General features: G+C 53.7%; 11 protein-coding genes. 1 reads left to right on the forward strand and 10 read right to left on the reverse strand.

All coding sequences use genetic code 11. The features are described from left to right. Positions 1-46 precede the first annotated feature (46 nt). The 9 genes from priA to CF651_RS11570 form a co-directional block, all read right to left on the reverse strand. Positions 47-2,683, reverse strand: coding sequence for a primosomal protein N' (gene priA / locus CF651_RS11530; RefSeq protein ID WP_094015010.1), 2,637 nt, complete (start codon positions 2,681-2,683; stop codon positions 47-49). Continuing rightward, on the reverse strand, positions 2,683-3,894 hold the full coding sequence (gene coaBC / locus CF651_RS11535) for a bifunctional phosphopantothenoylcysteine decarboxylase/phosphopantothenate--cysteine ligase CoaBC (RefSeq protein ID WP_094015011.1): 1,212 nt from the start codon (positions 3,892-3,894) through the stop codon (positions 2,683-2,685). The genes priA and coaBC overlap by 1 nt, the downstream gene beginning before the upstream one ends. A 58-nt stretch (positions 3,895-3,952) precedes the next feature. Beyond that, positions 3,953-4,168 (reverse strand): DNA-directed RNA polymerase subunit omega, encoded by a 216-nt coding sequence (gene rpoZ, locus CF651_RS11540; protein ID WP_094015012.1) that lies wholly within the window; start codon positions 4,166-4,168, stop codon positions 3,953-3,955. A 1-nt stretch (position 4,169) separates the two neighbouring features. Then, entirely contained in the window at positions 4,170-4,790 is a 621-nt protein-coding gene (gene gmk, locus CF651_RS11545) for a guanylate kinase (protein WP_094015013.1), read from the reverse strand. Next, a complete protein-coding gene (gene remA, locus CF651_RS11550; RefSeq protein ID WP_009672664.1) occupies positions 4,780-5,040 on the reverse strand; it encodes an extracellular matrix/biofilm regulator RemA in 261 nt (86 codons plus the stop codon). The genes gmk and remA overlap by 11 nt, the downstream gene beginning before the upstream one ends. 241 nt (positions 5,041-5,281) lie before the next feature. After that, on the reverse strand, positions 5,282-6,163 hold the full coding sequence (locus tag CF651_RS11555) for a YicC/YloC family endoribonuclease (RefSeq protein ID WP_094015014.1): 882 nt from the start codon (positions 6,161-6,163) through the stop codon (positions 5,282-5,284). A 37-nt stretch (positions 6,164-6,200) separates the two neighbouring features. Beyond that, a complete protein-coding gene (locus CF651_RS11560) occupies positions 6,201-8,126 on the reverse strand; it encodes a bifunctional homocysteine S-methyltransferase/methylenetetrahydrofolate reductase (RefSeq protein WP_094015015.1) in 1,926 nt (641 codons plus the stop codon). Positions 8,127-8,170: 44 nt separating this feature from the next. Beyond that, complete coding sequence (dapF, locus tag CF651_RS11565) at positions 8,171-9,013, reverse strand: diaminopimelate epimerase (protein WP_094015016.1); 843 nt, start codon at positions 9,011-9,013, stop codon at positions 8,171-8,173. Between the two features lie 176 nt (positions 9,014-9,189). Then, the gene (locus CF651_RS11570; protein ID WP_094015017.1) at positions 9,190-11,976 is read right to left on the reverse strand and encodes a calcium-translocating P-type ATPase, SERCA-type; all 2,787 of its coding nucleotides are present in this window, start codon (positions 11,974-11,976) and stop codon (positions 9,190-9,192) included. Positions 11,977-12,220: 244 nt separating this feature from the next. On the opposite strand from CF651_RS11570, the gene CF651_RS11575 reads away from it, so the two are divergent. Further along, entirely contained in the window at positions 12,221-14,038 is a 1,818-nt protein-coding gene (locus CF651_RS11575; protein WP_094015018.1) for an Rqc2 family fibronectin-binding protein, read from the forward strand. Positions 14,039-14,120: 82 nt separating this feature from the next. Here CF651_RS11575 and CF651_RS11580 read toward each other — a convergent pair whose 3' ends face one another. Next, on the reverse strand, positions 14,121-15,452 hold the full coding sequence (locus tag CF651_RS11580; protein WP_094015019.1) for a UDP-glucose dehydrogenase family protein: 1,332 nt from the start codon (positions 15,450-15,452) through the stop codon (positions 14,121-14,123).

Here is a 15,452-nt window from a genome sequence, read left to right on the forward strand (position 1 = left end):
AGTATATGAATATCCCTATTCGTTAGGAACAGCATGCATTTAGGAGCTACATAAGCACCTGAGGGTCGACATCGACGCTGATCGTCAGCTTTTGCTGCCGTTCCAGCTCCTCAAAGCCCGCCACCGCTTGATGCACAAGCCTGGAAATGGACGCTTCCCCCCGATATTTTATCATGCATTGAAATCGATATCTATCCTTGATTCGCGAGATAGGCGAGGCCACAGGGCCCAGTACCTCAACAGGCATCGGCTGAAGCTCCTTCGCCAATTCCTTAATCCGGGAAGCTAACAGCTCCGCGGTACGCATCAGCAGGGGGACCTGTTCATGCGATAAAGTGATCAGGATGAGACGGTGGAACGGCGGGTACTCATGGAATTTGCGCAAGGTCATTTCCTTTTCCATAAAGCTTTGATAATCATGACGGCTTGCACTGATAATGCTGTAGTGCTCGGGAGCATACGTCTGTACGTATACCTCCCCGGGCAGCTCGTGGCGGCCTGCGCGACCGGCAACCTGCGTCAGCAGCTGAAAGGTCCGCTCCGCCGCACGAAAATCAGGCAGGTTCAAGACCGTATCCGCAGCTATCGCCCCTACCAAGGTCACATGCGGAAAGTCAAGCCCTTTAGCTACCATCTGCGTCCCGAGCAGCAAATCCGCCTGGCGGTTGCGGAACAGGGTCAGCCATTTTTCATGAGAGCCTTTCTCCGTCGTTGTATCCACATCCATCCGTATGACCCGGATACCGGGGAACAGCTTCGTCAGTTCTTCCTCAACCCGCTGCGTCCCAGTCCCGAAATGGCGTATATGCTCGCTGCTGCAGCTTGGGCATACGGTAAGCTCGCGTTCTGCGTAGCCGCAATAGTGGCAGCGGATCGCCCGCGAGCTCTGATGATAGGTCAAGGAAATATCGCAATGAGGACATTCCGCGACATAACCGCACGTGCGGCACATAACAAACGTGGAATACCCCCTTCGGTTCAGCAGCAAAACCGTCTGTTCCTTCTTGTGTAACCGATCTTCAATCGCTTTATACAAGTCACGGCTGAACATCGAACGATTTCCTTGCCGCAGCTCTTCTCTCATATCAATGATATGCACGCGTGGGAGCGGTCTTCCCTCTACCCGATTGTGCATCGTCAGCAGCTCAAAAGGAACACGCCGCCCGGTTAATCGAGCTTGGCTGTTGTTATCAGCAGCCGGATGCCCTGCTTCCGTTGAAGCACCGAAAAGATCCAGCTGCTCTGATCTGAATCTAGCTTGGCTTGAATCTTCCCGTGCGGCAGCCTCGGCTTTGTACTCCGGCAGCGTACCGTACATGCTTTCAAGCGATGGCGTGGCGGAGCCAAGGACGACAACCGCATCATGCTGCGAAGCACGGGCAATCGCTACGTCGCGTGCGTGGTATTTCGGGCTCTCCTCCTGCTTGTAGGACGATTCATGCTCCTCATCAATAATGATGAGCCCGATTTGGGTGAACGGCGCAAAAATAGCCGAGCGCGCCCCAATCACGACCCGCACCTGCTTCTGCATGATTTTCCGCCACTCATCATAACGCTCGCCATGGGACAGCCTGCTGTGCATCACAGCGACCTGATCCCCGAACCGTCCCTTAAACCGCTCCACCATCTGCGGCGTGAGCGAGATTTCGGGCACGAGAACAATAGCCTCACGGCCTTGATCCAGGCAAGTTTGGATCGATTGCAGGTATACTTCCGTTTTCCCGCTTCCGGTCACCCCATGGAGCAGGAATACGCGGTGCTCGCGATCCATGACCGGACGGGAAATGCGTTGAAACACCTGCTCCTGCTCCGGCATCAAAGACAGCGGCACCGTTCGCTGAAACGAACGATGCGAGTAGGGGTCACGGAGGACTTCCACTTCGCGGAGCTCCAGCCAGCCTTTTTCAACCAGGCTTTTAACCGTACCCGCAGAAATGCTAAGCTCGTTCAACAGGTCCGTCAGCTTGACAGGCACCGGCCGTTCGGCCAAAAGCTCCAGCACTTCCTTCTGCTTGGCCGACCTTGAAGGCAGCTGCTCTGCCCATGCCCGCAGCTGCTCCGGGTCGTCGGGCGGGAACACCGTCAGCGCTTTTTTCGCAGTCATCCGATCCTTGACCATTTGAACTTCCTGCAAATATCCCTCCGCCATAAGCTCCTTGATAAGCTTGCCTTCCGAGTTGAACCGCTGCAGCAGCGCTTCAATTTCAACGGAGCCTTTAGCGGCTACATACCGGATGATCTCCTGTTGAGCGGGCAGTAGAAAGCTGTGCTGCCCCACCGCATTCCCGGACAAACCGGACATGGGGCGCTCCTGCCCCATCGAATCGTCCTTCACACGGACATGCCGTTCATATTTCGCCTTCAGCGCGCCCGGAATCATCGCCTGCAGCGCCGTAATCTCGTGGCACAAGTAGGTCTGGCTGATCCAATGGGCAAGCTGAACCAAATCAGGCGTCAAAGGGGGAGACAAGTCCAAGATCTCAGCGATCGGCTTGACCTTGGCCGGATCCATCACGGAGCGGTCATCCAGCTCCACCACGAAGCCTTGCAGCTTCCTGGGACCGAACGGCACACTCACCCGGCTGCCGACTGCCACCCAATCCCGCAGTGCTTCCGGCACGGAGTAGTCAAAGGCACGGTTCGTCTGCTTGGCCGGCACATCCACAATGACTTTTGCGTACATCAGTTCGCCCGTTCTCCCTTCTTCATCCGCTGCACCGTAAGAATCAACAATTGTCTGGCCACTTCCCGCTTCGTCATGACAGGCAGCGCCTCAACCAAGCCGGAACCATCATAAATACGCACCACATTCGTGTCCGTACCGAAGCCGGCCCCTTCCTGCGTAACGTCATTGGCAACGAGCAGATCACAATTTTTACGTTTCAGCTTGTCCAATGCATATTCGTCGATGTTTTCCGTTTCCGCTGCGAACCCTATAATAAATTGCGACGTTTTCATCGATCCGATCGTTTGCAAAATATCCGGATTTTTGACCAGCTGGAGTATCATCGCTTCTTCTTTTTTCTTGATCTTTTGCTCTGCTTGCTCAACCGGACGATAGTCCGCCACTGCCGCTGCTTTCACGACGACGTCCATCTCCCGCAGTCTTGCCACGACGGCATCCAGCATTTGCTGCGTTGACTCCACCTTCACAGTGCGAATGCCCTCCGGGGGCATCGCCGACGTTTTGCCCATGACAAGCGTAACGTCTGCCCCCATCAGATGGGCGGCCTCCGCAATGGCAAATCCCATTTTGCCGGAGGAATCATTCGTCAGATAGCGCACCGGATCGATCCGTTCCACCGTACCACCGGCAGTGACGAGCACCTTCTTCCCCCGAAGCAGCTCCTGATCGTTAAAATAACGCTGGATCGCTTTCACGATCTGCTCCGGCTCCTCAAGCCGCCCTTTGCCTACATAGCCACAGGCCAGCTGTCCGGTTCCCGGCTCCACGAACAAAACCCCACGGGCCGCAAGCGTACTCATGTTCGCCAGCACAGCCGGATGGGCATACATATGTACATTCATAGCGGGTGCTACCATAACAGGAGCCGTTGTCGCAAGCAAAGTCGTGCTCAGCATGTCATCCGCCAGTCCATGAGCCATTTTGGCTATCATATTCGCTGTCGCAGGGGCTACCACAACCAAATCCGCCCGGTCCGCCAAATCGATATGAGAAACGACCGAGGCATCCTTTTCATCGAACGTATCTACAATCACATCGTGCCGGGACAATGTTTGGAATGTCAACGGCGCAATGAATTTGGTTGCCGATTCGGTCATAATGACTCGAACGTCAGCACCCGCTTGTGCCAGCTTGCTGCATAAAGCAGCCGCTTTGTATGCGGCAATGCCCCCGCTGACTCCTAAAACGATCGTTTTTCCCTTCAGCATCCGTTCCGCCACCTCGATTCGAGAAAAAAATAACAACCCGAGGGTTGTTGTAGTGGTGTTACTTTATCAATTCTTTACTTGGCAGCTTCTCGTAAGAGATATGATCCTCATAAATCTCTTCCAACGCCAGACCTACGAATTTGTGGGAGCGCTTGTTGCGCACTTCCGTTTTGGAACCGTCACGCAGCAACCTTGCGCGCTTAGCGGCCGCCACAACCAGCGAATATTTACTGTCTACTTTGTCCAACAGTTTATCGATTGAAGGGTATAACATGTTAATTCACCTCTGCCATCCATTGTTTGATTTTGCTTACTACTCTATCCTTACGGCAATGCTCCGCCTCGATGATCGATTTGATGCGCGAGCACGCATTCTCGACACGATCGTTGACGATAGCATAGTCATAATGCTCCATTAAGCGAATTTCATCCATCGCGACGGACATCCGGCTGCGAATCGATTCCTCGGATTCCGTGCCGCGACCTACAATTCGGTTCTCCAGTTCGTCCATCGACGGAGGAAGCAGGAAAATAAAGACGCCTTCCGCAAACTTCTGCTTTACCTTCAAAGCACCCTGAACTTCAATCTCCAGAATAATATCTTTGCCGGCATTCAGCGTATCCTCTACGAATTTACGGGGGGTTCCGTAATAATTGCCTACATATTCAGCCCATTCCAGCACTTGGTCATCATGGATGAGCTGCTGGAATTGTTCTCTGCTCTTGAAAAAATAATTCACACCTTCCACTTCGCCCTCACGCGGCTCGCGGGTCGTAGCGGATACAGAATAGATAAGCTCCGGCGTACAGGAGCGAAGCGCCTTGCATACCGTGCCTTTGCCTACACCGGACGGTCCTGATAGTACAATTAATATCCCTCTGTCCTTACTCGTCATGATCATCGTCCTTATTGGAAAGTCGATGGGCCACCGTTTCAGGCTGCACCGCAGATAAGATGACATGATCGCTATCCGTAATAATAACCGCGCGCGTACGACGGCCGTAAGTCGCGTCAATCAGCATATGACGGTCGCGTGCTTCTTGAATAATCCGTTTGATGGGCGCGGATTCCGGACTCACGATGGAAATGATTCGATTCGCGGATACAATGTTGCCGAAACCGATATTGATAAGTTTGATAGCCATCCTTTTCCTCCTAAAAGCTTTCCAAAGGAAAGCTACTTCGTAAGCGTCTGCCAAGCTTTCCTTCGGAAAGCTAATTCGTATGCACCTGCTAAGCTTTCCGAAGGAAGCTGCATCGTAAGCACTGCCAAGCTTCCCGAGAGAAGCCGCATGTACGCATAAGACGAGCCACCGATTCGGAAGCCACATCGCGAATAACTCATAAATTCATTGTAAGCGGGCTGCCCGAAAGCTATACCTGCGCTTATTCCATATTTTGAATCTGCTCCCTCATCTTCTCCAGCTCCGCTTTCATGTCCACGACCAGCGTCGTGAGTCCGACATGATTGGCCTTCGAACCGATGGTGTTCACTTCCCTGTTCATTTCCTGCACAAGAAAGTCCAGCTTCCGGCCAATAGGCTCGGATGAGCTGAGCAGTTGTTTGCATTGTTGAAAATGGCTTTGCAAACGGGTCATTTCTTCATCTACATTGGCCCGGTCCGCAAGCAGCGCTACCTCGGTAGCCAGGCGTGCTTCGTCAACGACCGGCTGCTGCAGCAAATCCTGAATGCGGGCACGCAGCTTCGAGGCGTAATCCGCAACCACCTGCGGCGCCAGCTGCCTTGCCTGTTCCACGAGGCCATTCATCACCTGCATACGCTGTTCCGTATCCAGAGCCAGATGATTGCCTTCCGCAGCACGCATCCGCACCAATTGATCCGTCGCTTCCTCCACACAAGCCGTTAACTCTTGCAGAAGTTCCTCTTCCGCAGCAGCTTCACCTTGTTGAAAGCTTATCAACTCGGGAATTTGCAAAAAATCGCGAATGGATAACGAATCACTCAGCCCGAAGTGTTGCTTCAATTGCTCCGCAGCGGCTTGGTAGGCTTGCGCCAAGGGCCAATTCAGTTCAACAGACCGGGACGCGGTCGTGTCACGGTCTATCGTGACGAATACGTCCACCCGCCCACGTTTGACTTTGCGTTGTACGGTTTGCCTCAGCAAATCCTCGTACTTCAGCCATTCTCTCGGCATCCGGACGACAATCTCGCAATAGCGGTGATTAACGGACTTCACGTCAATCTGAACCGTATATCCCGCAAAACAACGGGTCGCTTGTCCGAATCCGGTCATACTGATAGCCATGGCATTCACATCCGTTATTCTATATTAATTCATTTTGCTAATGGGTACAAGTGGAAACTGTCCGCCCTGATTTCTCCCAGACGTAATTCGTCAGCTTCACCGTCATATCGTAGGATAAGAAAGGAGTCATGAGGTAGATCCCATTGAAATATTGCATCGCGCAATCCAGAAGCTCCTTGGCGATCTGTACGCCCATGGCGCGCCCTTCCTCGCCTTTCAAATCTCCCATTCTTTGACGCACCTCATCCGACAATTGAATGCCCGGAACCTCGTTGTGCAAATAGTTCGCATTGCCTCCGCTCGCCAGCGGCATAATGCCGATGAAAATCGGAACGTCCAAATGCTTGGTCGATTCATATATTTTCTCGATCAGCTCGGTATTGTAAACGGGCTGGGTCATAATATAGTCGGCGCCAGCCTCGATTTTCCTCTCCAACCGTTGAACCGCTTTGTCCAAATACTTCACGTTCGGATTGAATGCCGCACCGACGATGAAGCTCGCTTTGCGCTTCAATGCTTTTCCTGAAAAAGCTACGCCTTCGTTCAGCTGCTTAATCATGCGGATAATTTCAAAGGAAGTCAAATCGTAAACAGAGCTCGAACCGGGCAAATCGCCGAACCGCGCCGGATCCCCCGTCACAGCAAGCACATGATCAATGCCAAGCGCATGAAGCCCCATCATATGCGATTGCGTTCCTATCATGTTGCGGTCGCGGCAAGCGATATGGATCAACGGACGAAGACCGGTCTGCTCCTTCACCAGGTAACCTAACGCCAAATTGCTCATTCGGGTTACCGCAAGAGAGTTATCCGCCATCGTCAGCGCATCGACATGCGCCTCCTTTAATGCCTGCGCACCCTGCATAAACTTCTCGATATCCAAATCACGCGGCGGATCCAACTCTACGATCACCGTGTGGCGCTGCTTTACCAAATCGACGATATTCGGCTCTTCCGTCCCTGCATCGTCTGCGGAGCCCGATCCGTTGACCACTGTAAGTACAGGCTCGGTTTGTACCATTGCAGCCTTCTCCACGCCGGGAGCTGCCGTCCTTGCTGCAGAAGCATCGGCAGACGGCTTTGCCAAGTGAGGTGTATACCCTTCCAGCGCTTTGGCCATGGCGGCAATATGCTCCGGTGTCGTCCCGCAGCAGCCGCCGATAATCCGTGCGCCCAAATCTGCGAACCGGAGTGCTGTCTCTGCGAAATATTGCGGCGTGGCAGCGTAAGTGAAACGCCCGTCCACGTAATCCGGAATCCCCGCGTTGGGGAATACCGAGAAAGGCAGCTCCTCCTTCAAGCCCGTCACCCGTTCCAGTGAACGGAGCAGGCCGTTCGGACCGCTGCGGCAGTTGAAGCCGACCACATCGGCTCCGCTTTGCTTCAGCTTTGCAAACGCATCGGGAAGCGATACCCCGTCCTGTGTCGTCCCTGTGCCTTCAGTGGCAAACTGGCAAATGACCGGTAGCTCGCTTAGCTTGCGAATCGTTTTGAGTACGAGCAATAGCTCCTCGAGATCATAAAACGTTTCAAGCAAAAAACCGTCGACTCCGCTGTCCAGCAGCACCTCGATTTGCTGACGGAAATCTTCCTTGACCTTGGACGTGCGGACATTTTTTCTTTTGCCGCCGCGGATCGAGCCGATGGCACCCACGACGTAGGCGTCCGATCCAACCGCATTGCGGGCTAAAGTGACTCCAGCACGGTTGATTGCCTCGACCTCCTGCTCCAGCCCGTACTTGGACAGCTTCTCGCGGGTGGCCGAAAACGTATTGGTTTCAATAATGCGCGCACCGGCTTCATAATAACGGCGGTGTACATCCGCGATGACATCCGGCTTGAGCAAATTGAGCTCCTCATATGAAATGCCGACCGGAAAGCCCATTTGATACAAATACGTCCCCATGGCCCCGTCGCCTACCAAAATGTGCTGACGGAGCGCTTCTCTCAAATCAAGCTTCATCCTCTTCCGTCCCGCCTTTCCCATAGAAAAATAAATATTATAACTTATAACGATACCGTTCCCTCAAACACCTGTTCGGCAGGACCGGTCATATACACGTGATTATCGGCTTCGCTCCATTCAATGAACAAATCGCCGCCTTTCAAGGATACCGTAGCTGCCCGATCGGACAGGCCGTTCAATACCGAGGAAACCAAGGTAGCGCAGGCACCAGTGCCGCAAGCAAGCGTAGGACCCGCTCCGCGTTCCCAAACGCGCATATCCATGTAGTCTCTCGTTTTCACCGTGGCGAACTCTACATTTACACGGCGAGGGAACATCGGGTGAACCTCCAGCTTCGGCCCCCACTGCCCCAAATCAAACTGCGTTGCATCATCCACATAGATGACGCAATGAGGATTCCCCATGGATACGGCCGTAAAATGAAACCGGACTCCGTCCACTTCAATCGGGTAGTTAAGCACCCGCTCCTGATCCACCATAGTCGGAACCTCGGTGCCGCGCAAAATGGGAGCGCCCATATCCACACGCACTGCGGTCACTTTGCCATGATCCAGAGTAAGCTGCACCTTTTGGGCGCCCGCACCTATCGTTTCGACCGTCAGCTCACGGACGGAAGCGTCCACCATGCCGTGATCGTAAATATATTTTGCTACGCAGCGAATCGCGTTACCGCACTGCTCGGATTCCGAGCCGTCCGAATTGATGATGCGCATCTTGAAATCCGCAATATCCGAAGGCAATATATATACCAAACCGTCCGCTCCGATGCCGAAAAAACGGCTGCACAATCGTTTGGCAAGCTCGCTTGCATTCGACGGCAGCTGTGTCTCGCCCGCAACGACGATGAAATCATTTCCTAAACCATGCATTTTAGTAAAATTCATCGTAGCTCCCCTGCTTTCCATCCTATCTCTTGCTCTCTACTTCGGTTTAGCCATTATCATAACGCAAATAGCTGGTTATGCATAGTTTTTTCCGCCAAATTTTACGCTAAATCGGGCGAAAAAGCAAGAAACCGGCTCACGGATTTTGGACCCGCTAACCGGTTTCTCGCTTAAAATTATCTTGCCGCGGGCTTGGCGCTGCCATAGCGAAGCGTTTTTTTCTTCGCCGGCTTGCTCATGACACTGCCAAATCCCATAAGGAACGTAGGAATACCTGCAAAAATAAGAACGATGATCCAATCCTTCCAATGAAGCGGAACGGTTTTGAAGATCGGGCTCAGCTGCGGAATATAAAGCACAGCCAGCATCAGGATAAGCGAGGAAAGCACAGCGAGCACCAAATAAATATTTTGCAGCGGATTCCGGTGAAAGATCGAACGCGAGCTGCGGCAGTCAAATACATGAATCAACTGCGCCATAACCAGCGTCGCGAAAGCAACCGTCTGTGCTTTCACCAATACAGCGGCGTCTCCCTCCGCACCTTGCCCGAGCACGATCCAGAACGCGGCCAGCGTACACAAGCCGATCAATATGCCGCGGCTAATAATTTTCCAGCCCAGCCGGCGGGCAAAAATATTTTCGCGCGCGCCGCGAGGCTTTTGCTGCATCAAATCCTTCTCGGCTTGATCGACGCCAAGCGCCATCGCGGGCAGCCCGTCGGTAACCAGATTGACCCACAAGATTTGAATCGGCACGAGCGGCAGCGGCAGGCCCGCCATCATGGCGAGGAACATCGTCATAATTTCGCCGACGTTCGAGGCAAGCAGGTAACGGATAAATTTGCGAATATTCTCGTAAATACCCCGCCCTTCCTCGATAGCCGCAACGATCGTGGCGAAGTTGTCATCGCTCAGCACCAGTGCGGACGCTTCCTTGGATACATCGGTGCCGCTAATCCCCATTGCGATACCGATATCCGCCGCCTTGATCGCAGGCGCATCGTTCACGCCGTCGCCTGTCATGGCAACAACATGACCTTTGCGCTGCAGCGCTTTGACAATGCGTAGCTTATGCTCCGGAGACACCCTTGCGTAGACATAGGCGTCTTCGACACGGGCATCGAGCTCATCGTCGCTCAATTGACTCAGCTGCTGACCGTTCAACGCAAGCCCGCCCGTAGACGGAAGAATGCCCAGCTGCCGCGCAATCGCCTCTGCCGTCGATTGATGATCTCCCGTGATCATCACGGTCTTGATACCTGCCTTGCGGCATTTGGCGATAGCATCGCGAACCTCTTTGCGCGGCGGATCGATCATTCCCGTCAGCCCGACAAACACGAGGCCGGACTCCACCTCGTATTCCTCCTCGCAGCGTTCCGTCGGCTTCACCTCGCGATAAGCGAGACCGAGCACACGCAGTGCATTTTTGGCCATGCCTTCGTTGGCCGCCAGCACCTTTTGCTTCAACGTCTGTGTAAAAGGAATGACGCGGTTATCCCACAGCACGTAGCTGCACTGCTGCAGCAGCACGTCGGGCGCCCCTTTGGTGCACACCATCCGTCCGCCTTGATGCTCGACCAGCACCGACATTCTCTTGCGCTCCGAGTCAAAAGGAAACTCTCCGATACGCCGGTACAATCCATCCATCGACTGATGCGTCAGCCCTGCCTTGGCCCCAAGAACAACCAAGGCGCCTTCCGTCGGATCGCCTTTAATATTCCAGATCCCGGACGTCTCTTCTTCCGCCTGCTTCTTCCGTTTCGTTTCGGCCTTCTCCTCGAACAAGGAGGCATTATTGCACAGGACCGATACTTGCAGCAGCCGCCGCAGCATCTGATTGTTTCGTATGTCCGCCGGCCCTCCCTGCTGGAGAATATCCCCGCGAGGATCATAGCCGTCACCCGTCACTTCCAATATATCCCCGCTCACCCACAAATGCGTAACCGTCATTTTGTTTTGCGTCAGCGTTCCGGTTTTGTCCGAGCAAATCACGGAAGCGCAGCCCAGCGTTTCAACGGAGGGCAGCTTGCGCACGATCGCTTTACGTTGAATCATGCGCTGCACTCCGAGCGCCAAAGCAATAGTCACAATAGCTGGAAGCCCTTCCGGTATTGCGGCAACCGCCAAGCTGACGCCGGCCAAGAACATGCCGTACGGCTCTTGTCCATGAACAATACCTGCAATGACGACAACGACTGTCAGCGCAAGCGCGACGATAATCAATATTTTACCGAGCTGCTCCAGACGGTGCTGAAGCGGGGTCTCCATCGATTCCGTGCTCTGAATCAAATCAGCGATTTTACCCATTTCGGTGCGCATTCCGGTACGAATGACAATGCCTTTGGCGGTTCCCCGCGTAATCATCGTCCCCATAAAGCCCAGGTTGCGCTGGTCGCCGAGCGGCACTTCATCGTTCAAGAGCGCCTCGGTATGCTTGCTGACCGGTACCGACTCGCCGGTGAGAGCGGACTCCTCCACGTATAAGCTGTTCGCTTCAATAAAACGCAAATCAGCCGGGATCCGGTCCCCGCTCTCCAGCAGCACAATATCCCCAGGAACCAGCTCCCGTGCGGGCAGCTGCTCCAGACTGCCGTTGCGGAGCACCTTGGCGTTCGGAGCGGACAATTCCTTCAAGGCGCGAAGAGAACGCTCCGCGCGGAATTCCTGCACGAAGCCGAGAATCCCGTTCATAATAATAATTGCCACGATCGTAATTGCATCAAGGTACTCCCCGAGCAGTCCGGATATGAGGGTCGCCCCCATAAGCACAAGAACCATGAAGTCCTTGAACTGGTTCAAAAACAAAGCGACCGGCGATATTTTCGCGCCTTCCGATAGCTCGTTGCGGCCCGCCTCCTCCAATCGCTTTCCGGCTTCCTCGGTTGAAAGTCCTTTGGACGGTTCGATTTGCTGTGATTGCAAAATGTGTTCCGCCGTCATTTGATACCACTGCTTGTCAGCCATCTGCTTATTCCCTCCCAAAAGGCACTAGAAAAGGTTGTTCTGATCCTGCCCCGCCCCGCTCCACTAGGACAGCCTCTTACATCATGTCTATTCAGACAAGCCGCAATTTAGCACAGAAGGAAGGGAACAAATACGTATCAAAAGAAAACGGACTTAAGTTTTTGCCGAAATTATGGCATGATAGAGAGTGGAATCCAAGATCTCATCACATTTTGCGCAGTACATGAATGGAGTTGTAACAGCTATGTCGTTAGACGGACTCGTCGTCCACAGCCTAGTGCAGGAGCTTCAAGCTTGCGTAGGCGGACGCATTAATAAAGTACACATGCCCTCAGGGCATGATATCGTTCTTCAGCTAAGAGCGCAGGGCAGCAATAAAAAACTGCTGATTTCAGCAAATCCCACGTATCCGAGAGTCCATTTCACGGACCAAAACTTCCTTAATCCAATGGAAGCCCCTATGTTCTGCATGCTGCTGCGCAAGCATTGCGAAAGCGGCATTATCGAAAGCGTGACGCAGCCCGGTATGGAAAGAGTTATCCATATGCAAATCCGGCAGAGGGATGAGCTCGGGGATGTCAGCAGCAAAACGCTCATTATCGAAATCATGGGACGTCACAGCAACATCATTTTGCTGGATACGACGGCCGGCACGATCATCGACGGCATCCACCACGTCACCCCAGCCATCAGCAGCTACCGGATCGTAATGCCGGGAAGCCGCTATACCGCGCCTCCCGAGCAGCACAAAGCCCTTCCCTTCGGCCTCACGAAGGAAAGCTTTGTAACACTGCTTACTTCGCCGCTCCCGGAGCCTGAGGAAGCTGCCGAATCACTTTTAGAGGGACGCGCACCGAAAAGCGCCGGGAACCAGGAAGAAACATGGGAGCAGCGCATCGTCAATCGCATTAGCGGCTTCAGTCCGCTCGTGGCTAAAGAGCTGGTGTACCGCACGCAGCCGCCTCTAACGGCTGCCCATACCAATGAGGCGAATGCAGCCCATCTGTGGGAGCCGTTTCAGGAGCTGGTTACCAGGCTTCAGCAAGGCCGCATTGAGCCCCATATTTGCGACCGCGAGTCCAACGGCAAGTCCTATTTTTCCATTATCGAATTAACCCATATCCAAGGGCAGGTTACCCGCTACCCAACCGTCAGCGAGTGCCTGGAGGCTTTCTACGGCGATAAAGCCGAGCGGGATACCGTGAAGCAGCGGGTGTCCGACCTGCTCCGCTTTTTGCAAAATGAACGCAACAAAAATGTTAAAAAACTGGAAAAATTGCAGGAAACTATGGACGAAGCTCAAGATGCGGATAAGTTCCGCATTCTGGGCGAGCTGCTGACCGCATCGATGCACCAAATTCAAAAAGGCGCCGCAGCCATTGAAGTCATCAATTACTATGACGAGGACCAGCGTATGGTGACCATTGCCCTGGATCCGCTGCTGACCCCATCCGAAAACGCGCAAAGATATTTCAAGAAATATACAAAAAGCAAAAACAGCCTGATTGCCGTCCATCAGCAGCTGGAGCAGACCCATGAGGAAATAGCTTACCTTGACAGCCTGCTTCAGCAGCTGGGCACGGCATCGCTCGGAGATGTGGAAGAAATTCGCGAGGAATTGATCGAACAGGGCTATATTCGCGACAGAAGTAAGAAAGCGCGAAAAAAGAAGGCGAATCAGAAGCCGCTTCTCTCCTGCTTCACCTCCAGCGAAGGCATTCCGATCTATGTCGGGAAAAACAATACCCAGAATGAATATTTAACTAACCGGCTCGCTCAATCCGCCGATACCTGGCTGCACACGAAGGATATTCCAGGATCGCATGTTGTCATCCGCAGCCCGCAATACGGCGAGGCGACCTTGCACGAAGCGGCGCAGCTTGCAGCCTTCTACAGCCAGGCGAAGGAATCGAGCCAGGTGCCTGTTGATTTCACCTTGATCAAGCATGTTCGCAAGCCGAGCGGCGCCAAGCCGGGCTTCGTCATTTATGACCACCAGAAGACGCTGTTCGTTACCCCGGATTCGGAAGCGCTGAAGCGCATGCCGGTCAGTGTGAAATAAACAGAAAAAACCTTGCAGTCCGGCGCGATAAATCCGTCGGTTCCTGCAAGGTTTTTCTTTTGCGTGCCTTTCCGGCGGCAGGTCAAGCATTCCCTTCTACAGCCGAGCCCGGCCGTCCGACGGACACATACCGAAACCCAAGGCGTTCCATCCGCTCCACCGGGAAACAGTTTCTGCCGTCGATCACGATCGGATGGGCGAGAAGCCCCTTCACCCTCGTGTAATCCAACGCCTTTACGGTGTCCCACTCCGTTGTGATGATCATGGCATCTGCACCCTGCAACGCCTCATACGGATCTTCGACAAGCCTTGCCTGCGGCAGCAGCGGAGCCGCCTTGCTAAGAGCAACCGGATCGTAAGCCCGCACTTCCGCGCCTTTATCCACCAGTGAAGAGATAATATCCAAGGCGGGAGCGTCTCTGAGATCATCCGTGTTCGGCTTGAAGGTGAGCCCCATGACGGCGACCCGTTTGGACTTGACGCTGCCCCCGAGCGCACGCTCAATCGTATGAACGAAGCGTTCCCGCTGCAGCGCATTGACCTCGATGACGGAACGTAAAATTTTGAAATCGTAATCTACGTCCTCCGCTATTCGAAGCTGCGCCTTCGTATCCTTTGGAAAACAAGAGCCTCCATAGCCGATGCCGGCCTGCAGGAAATGGCTGCCGATCCGCCGGTCCATCCCCATCCCCCGGGCTACCAGCTCAATGTCAGCACCTACTTTATCGCAAACATGCGCCATTTCGTTAATAAATGAGATTTTGGCTGCGAGAAACGCATTGGAAGCATACTTTACCAGCTCGGCGCTTTCTCTATCCGTATACAGCACAGGCGCGCCGAAAGGCTCATGCAATCTGCCGATCCGCTCCCCGGCTTCCGTATTCGAGCAGCCGATAACAATCCGGTCCATGTGAAAAGTATCGTGAAGAGCCGAGCCTTCGCGGAGAAATTCGGGGTTGGCGACGACAGCGAAATTTGCCGACGGCGCTCCCTCCCTGATCATTTGCTCCATTCGTCTCGCCGTACCGACAGGCACGGTGCTTTTGATCACCACGATTCTATAGGAAGATGCTCGCTCTATCGCTTCGGCTATTTGCGTCACGACCTCTTTCACCTGCGACAGGTCCACCTCGCCGTTATCGAGGGATGGCGTCCCTACGGCAATATAAACGATATCCGATGCCTCCACAGCCTTTGGGAGGTGGCAAGTAAAGGCAAGACGGCCGTGCTCCAATTGTTCGGCAACCATCCTTTGCAAGCCCGGTTCATAAATCGGAATTTGCGCTTCGGCCAAGCGCTTGATTTTCAGCTGATCCTTATCCACGCAGATGACCTTGTGACCAATCTCAGCAAAGCAAGCTCCCGTAACCAAACCTACATAACCCGTACCGATGACTGCCACGTTCTCTCCCAT

The sequence above is a fragment of the Paenibacillus rigui genome (assembly GCF_002234615.1).
Lineage (GTDB): Bacteria > Bacillota > Bacilli > Paenibacillales > NBRC-103111 > Paenibacillus_S > Paenibacillus_S rigui.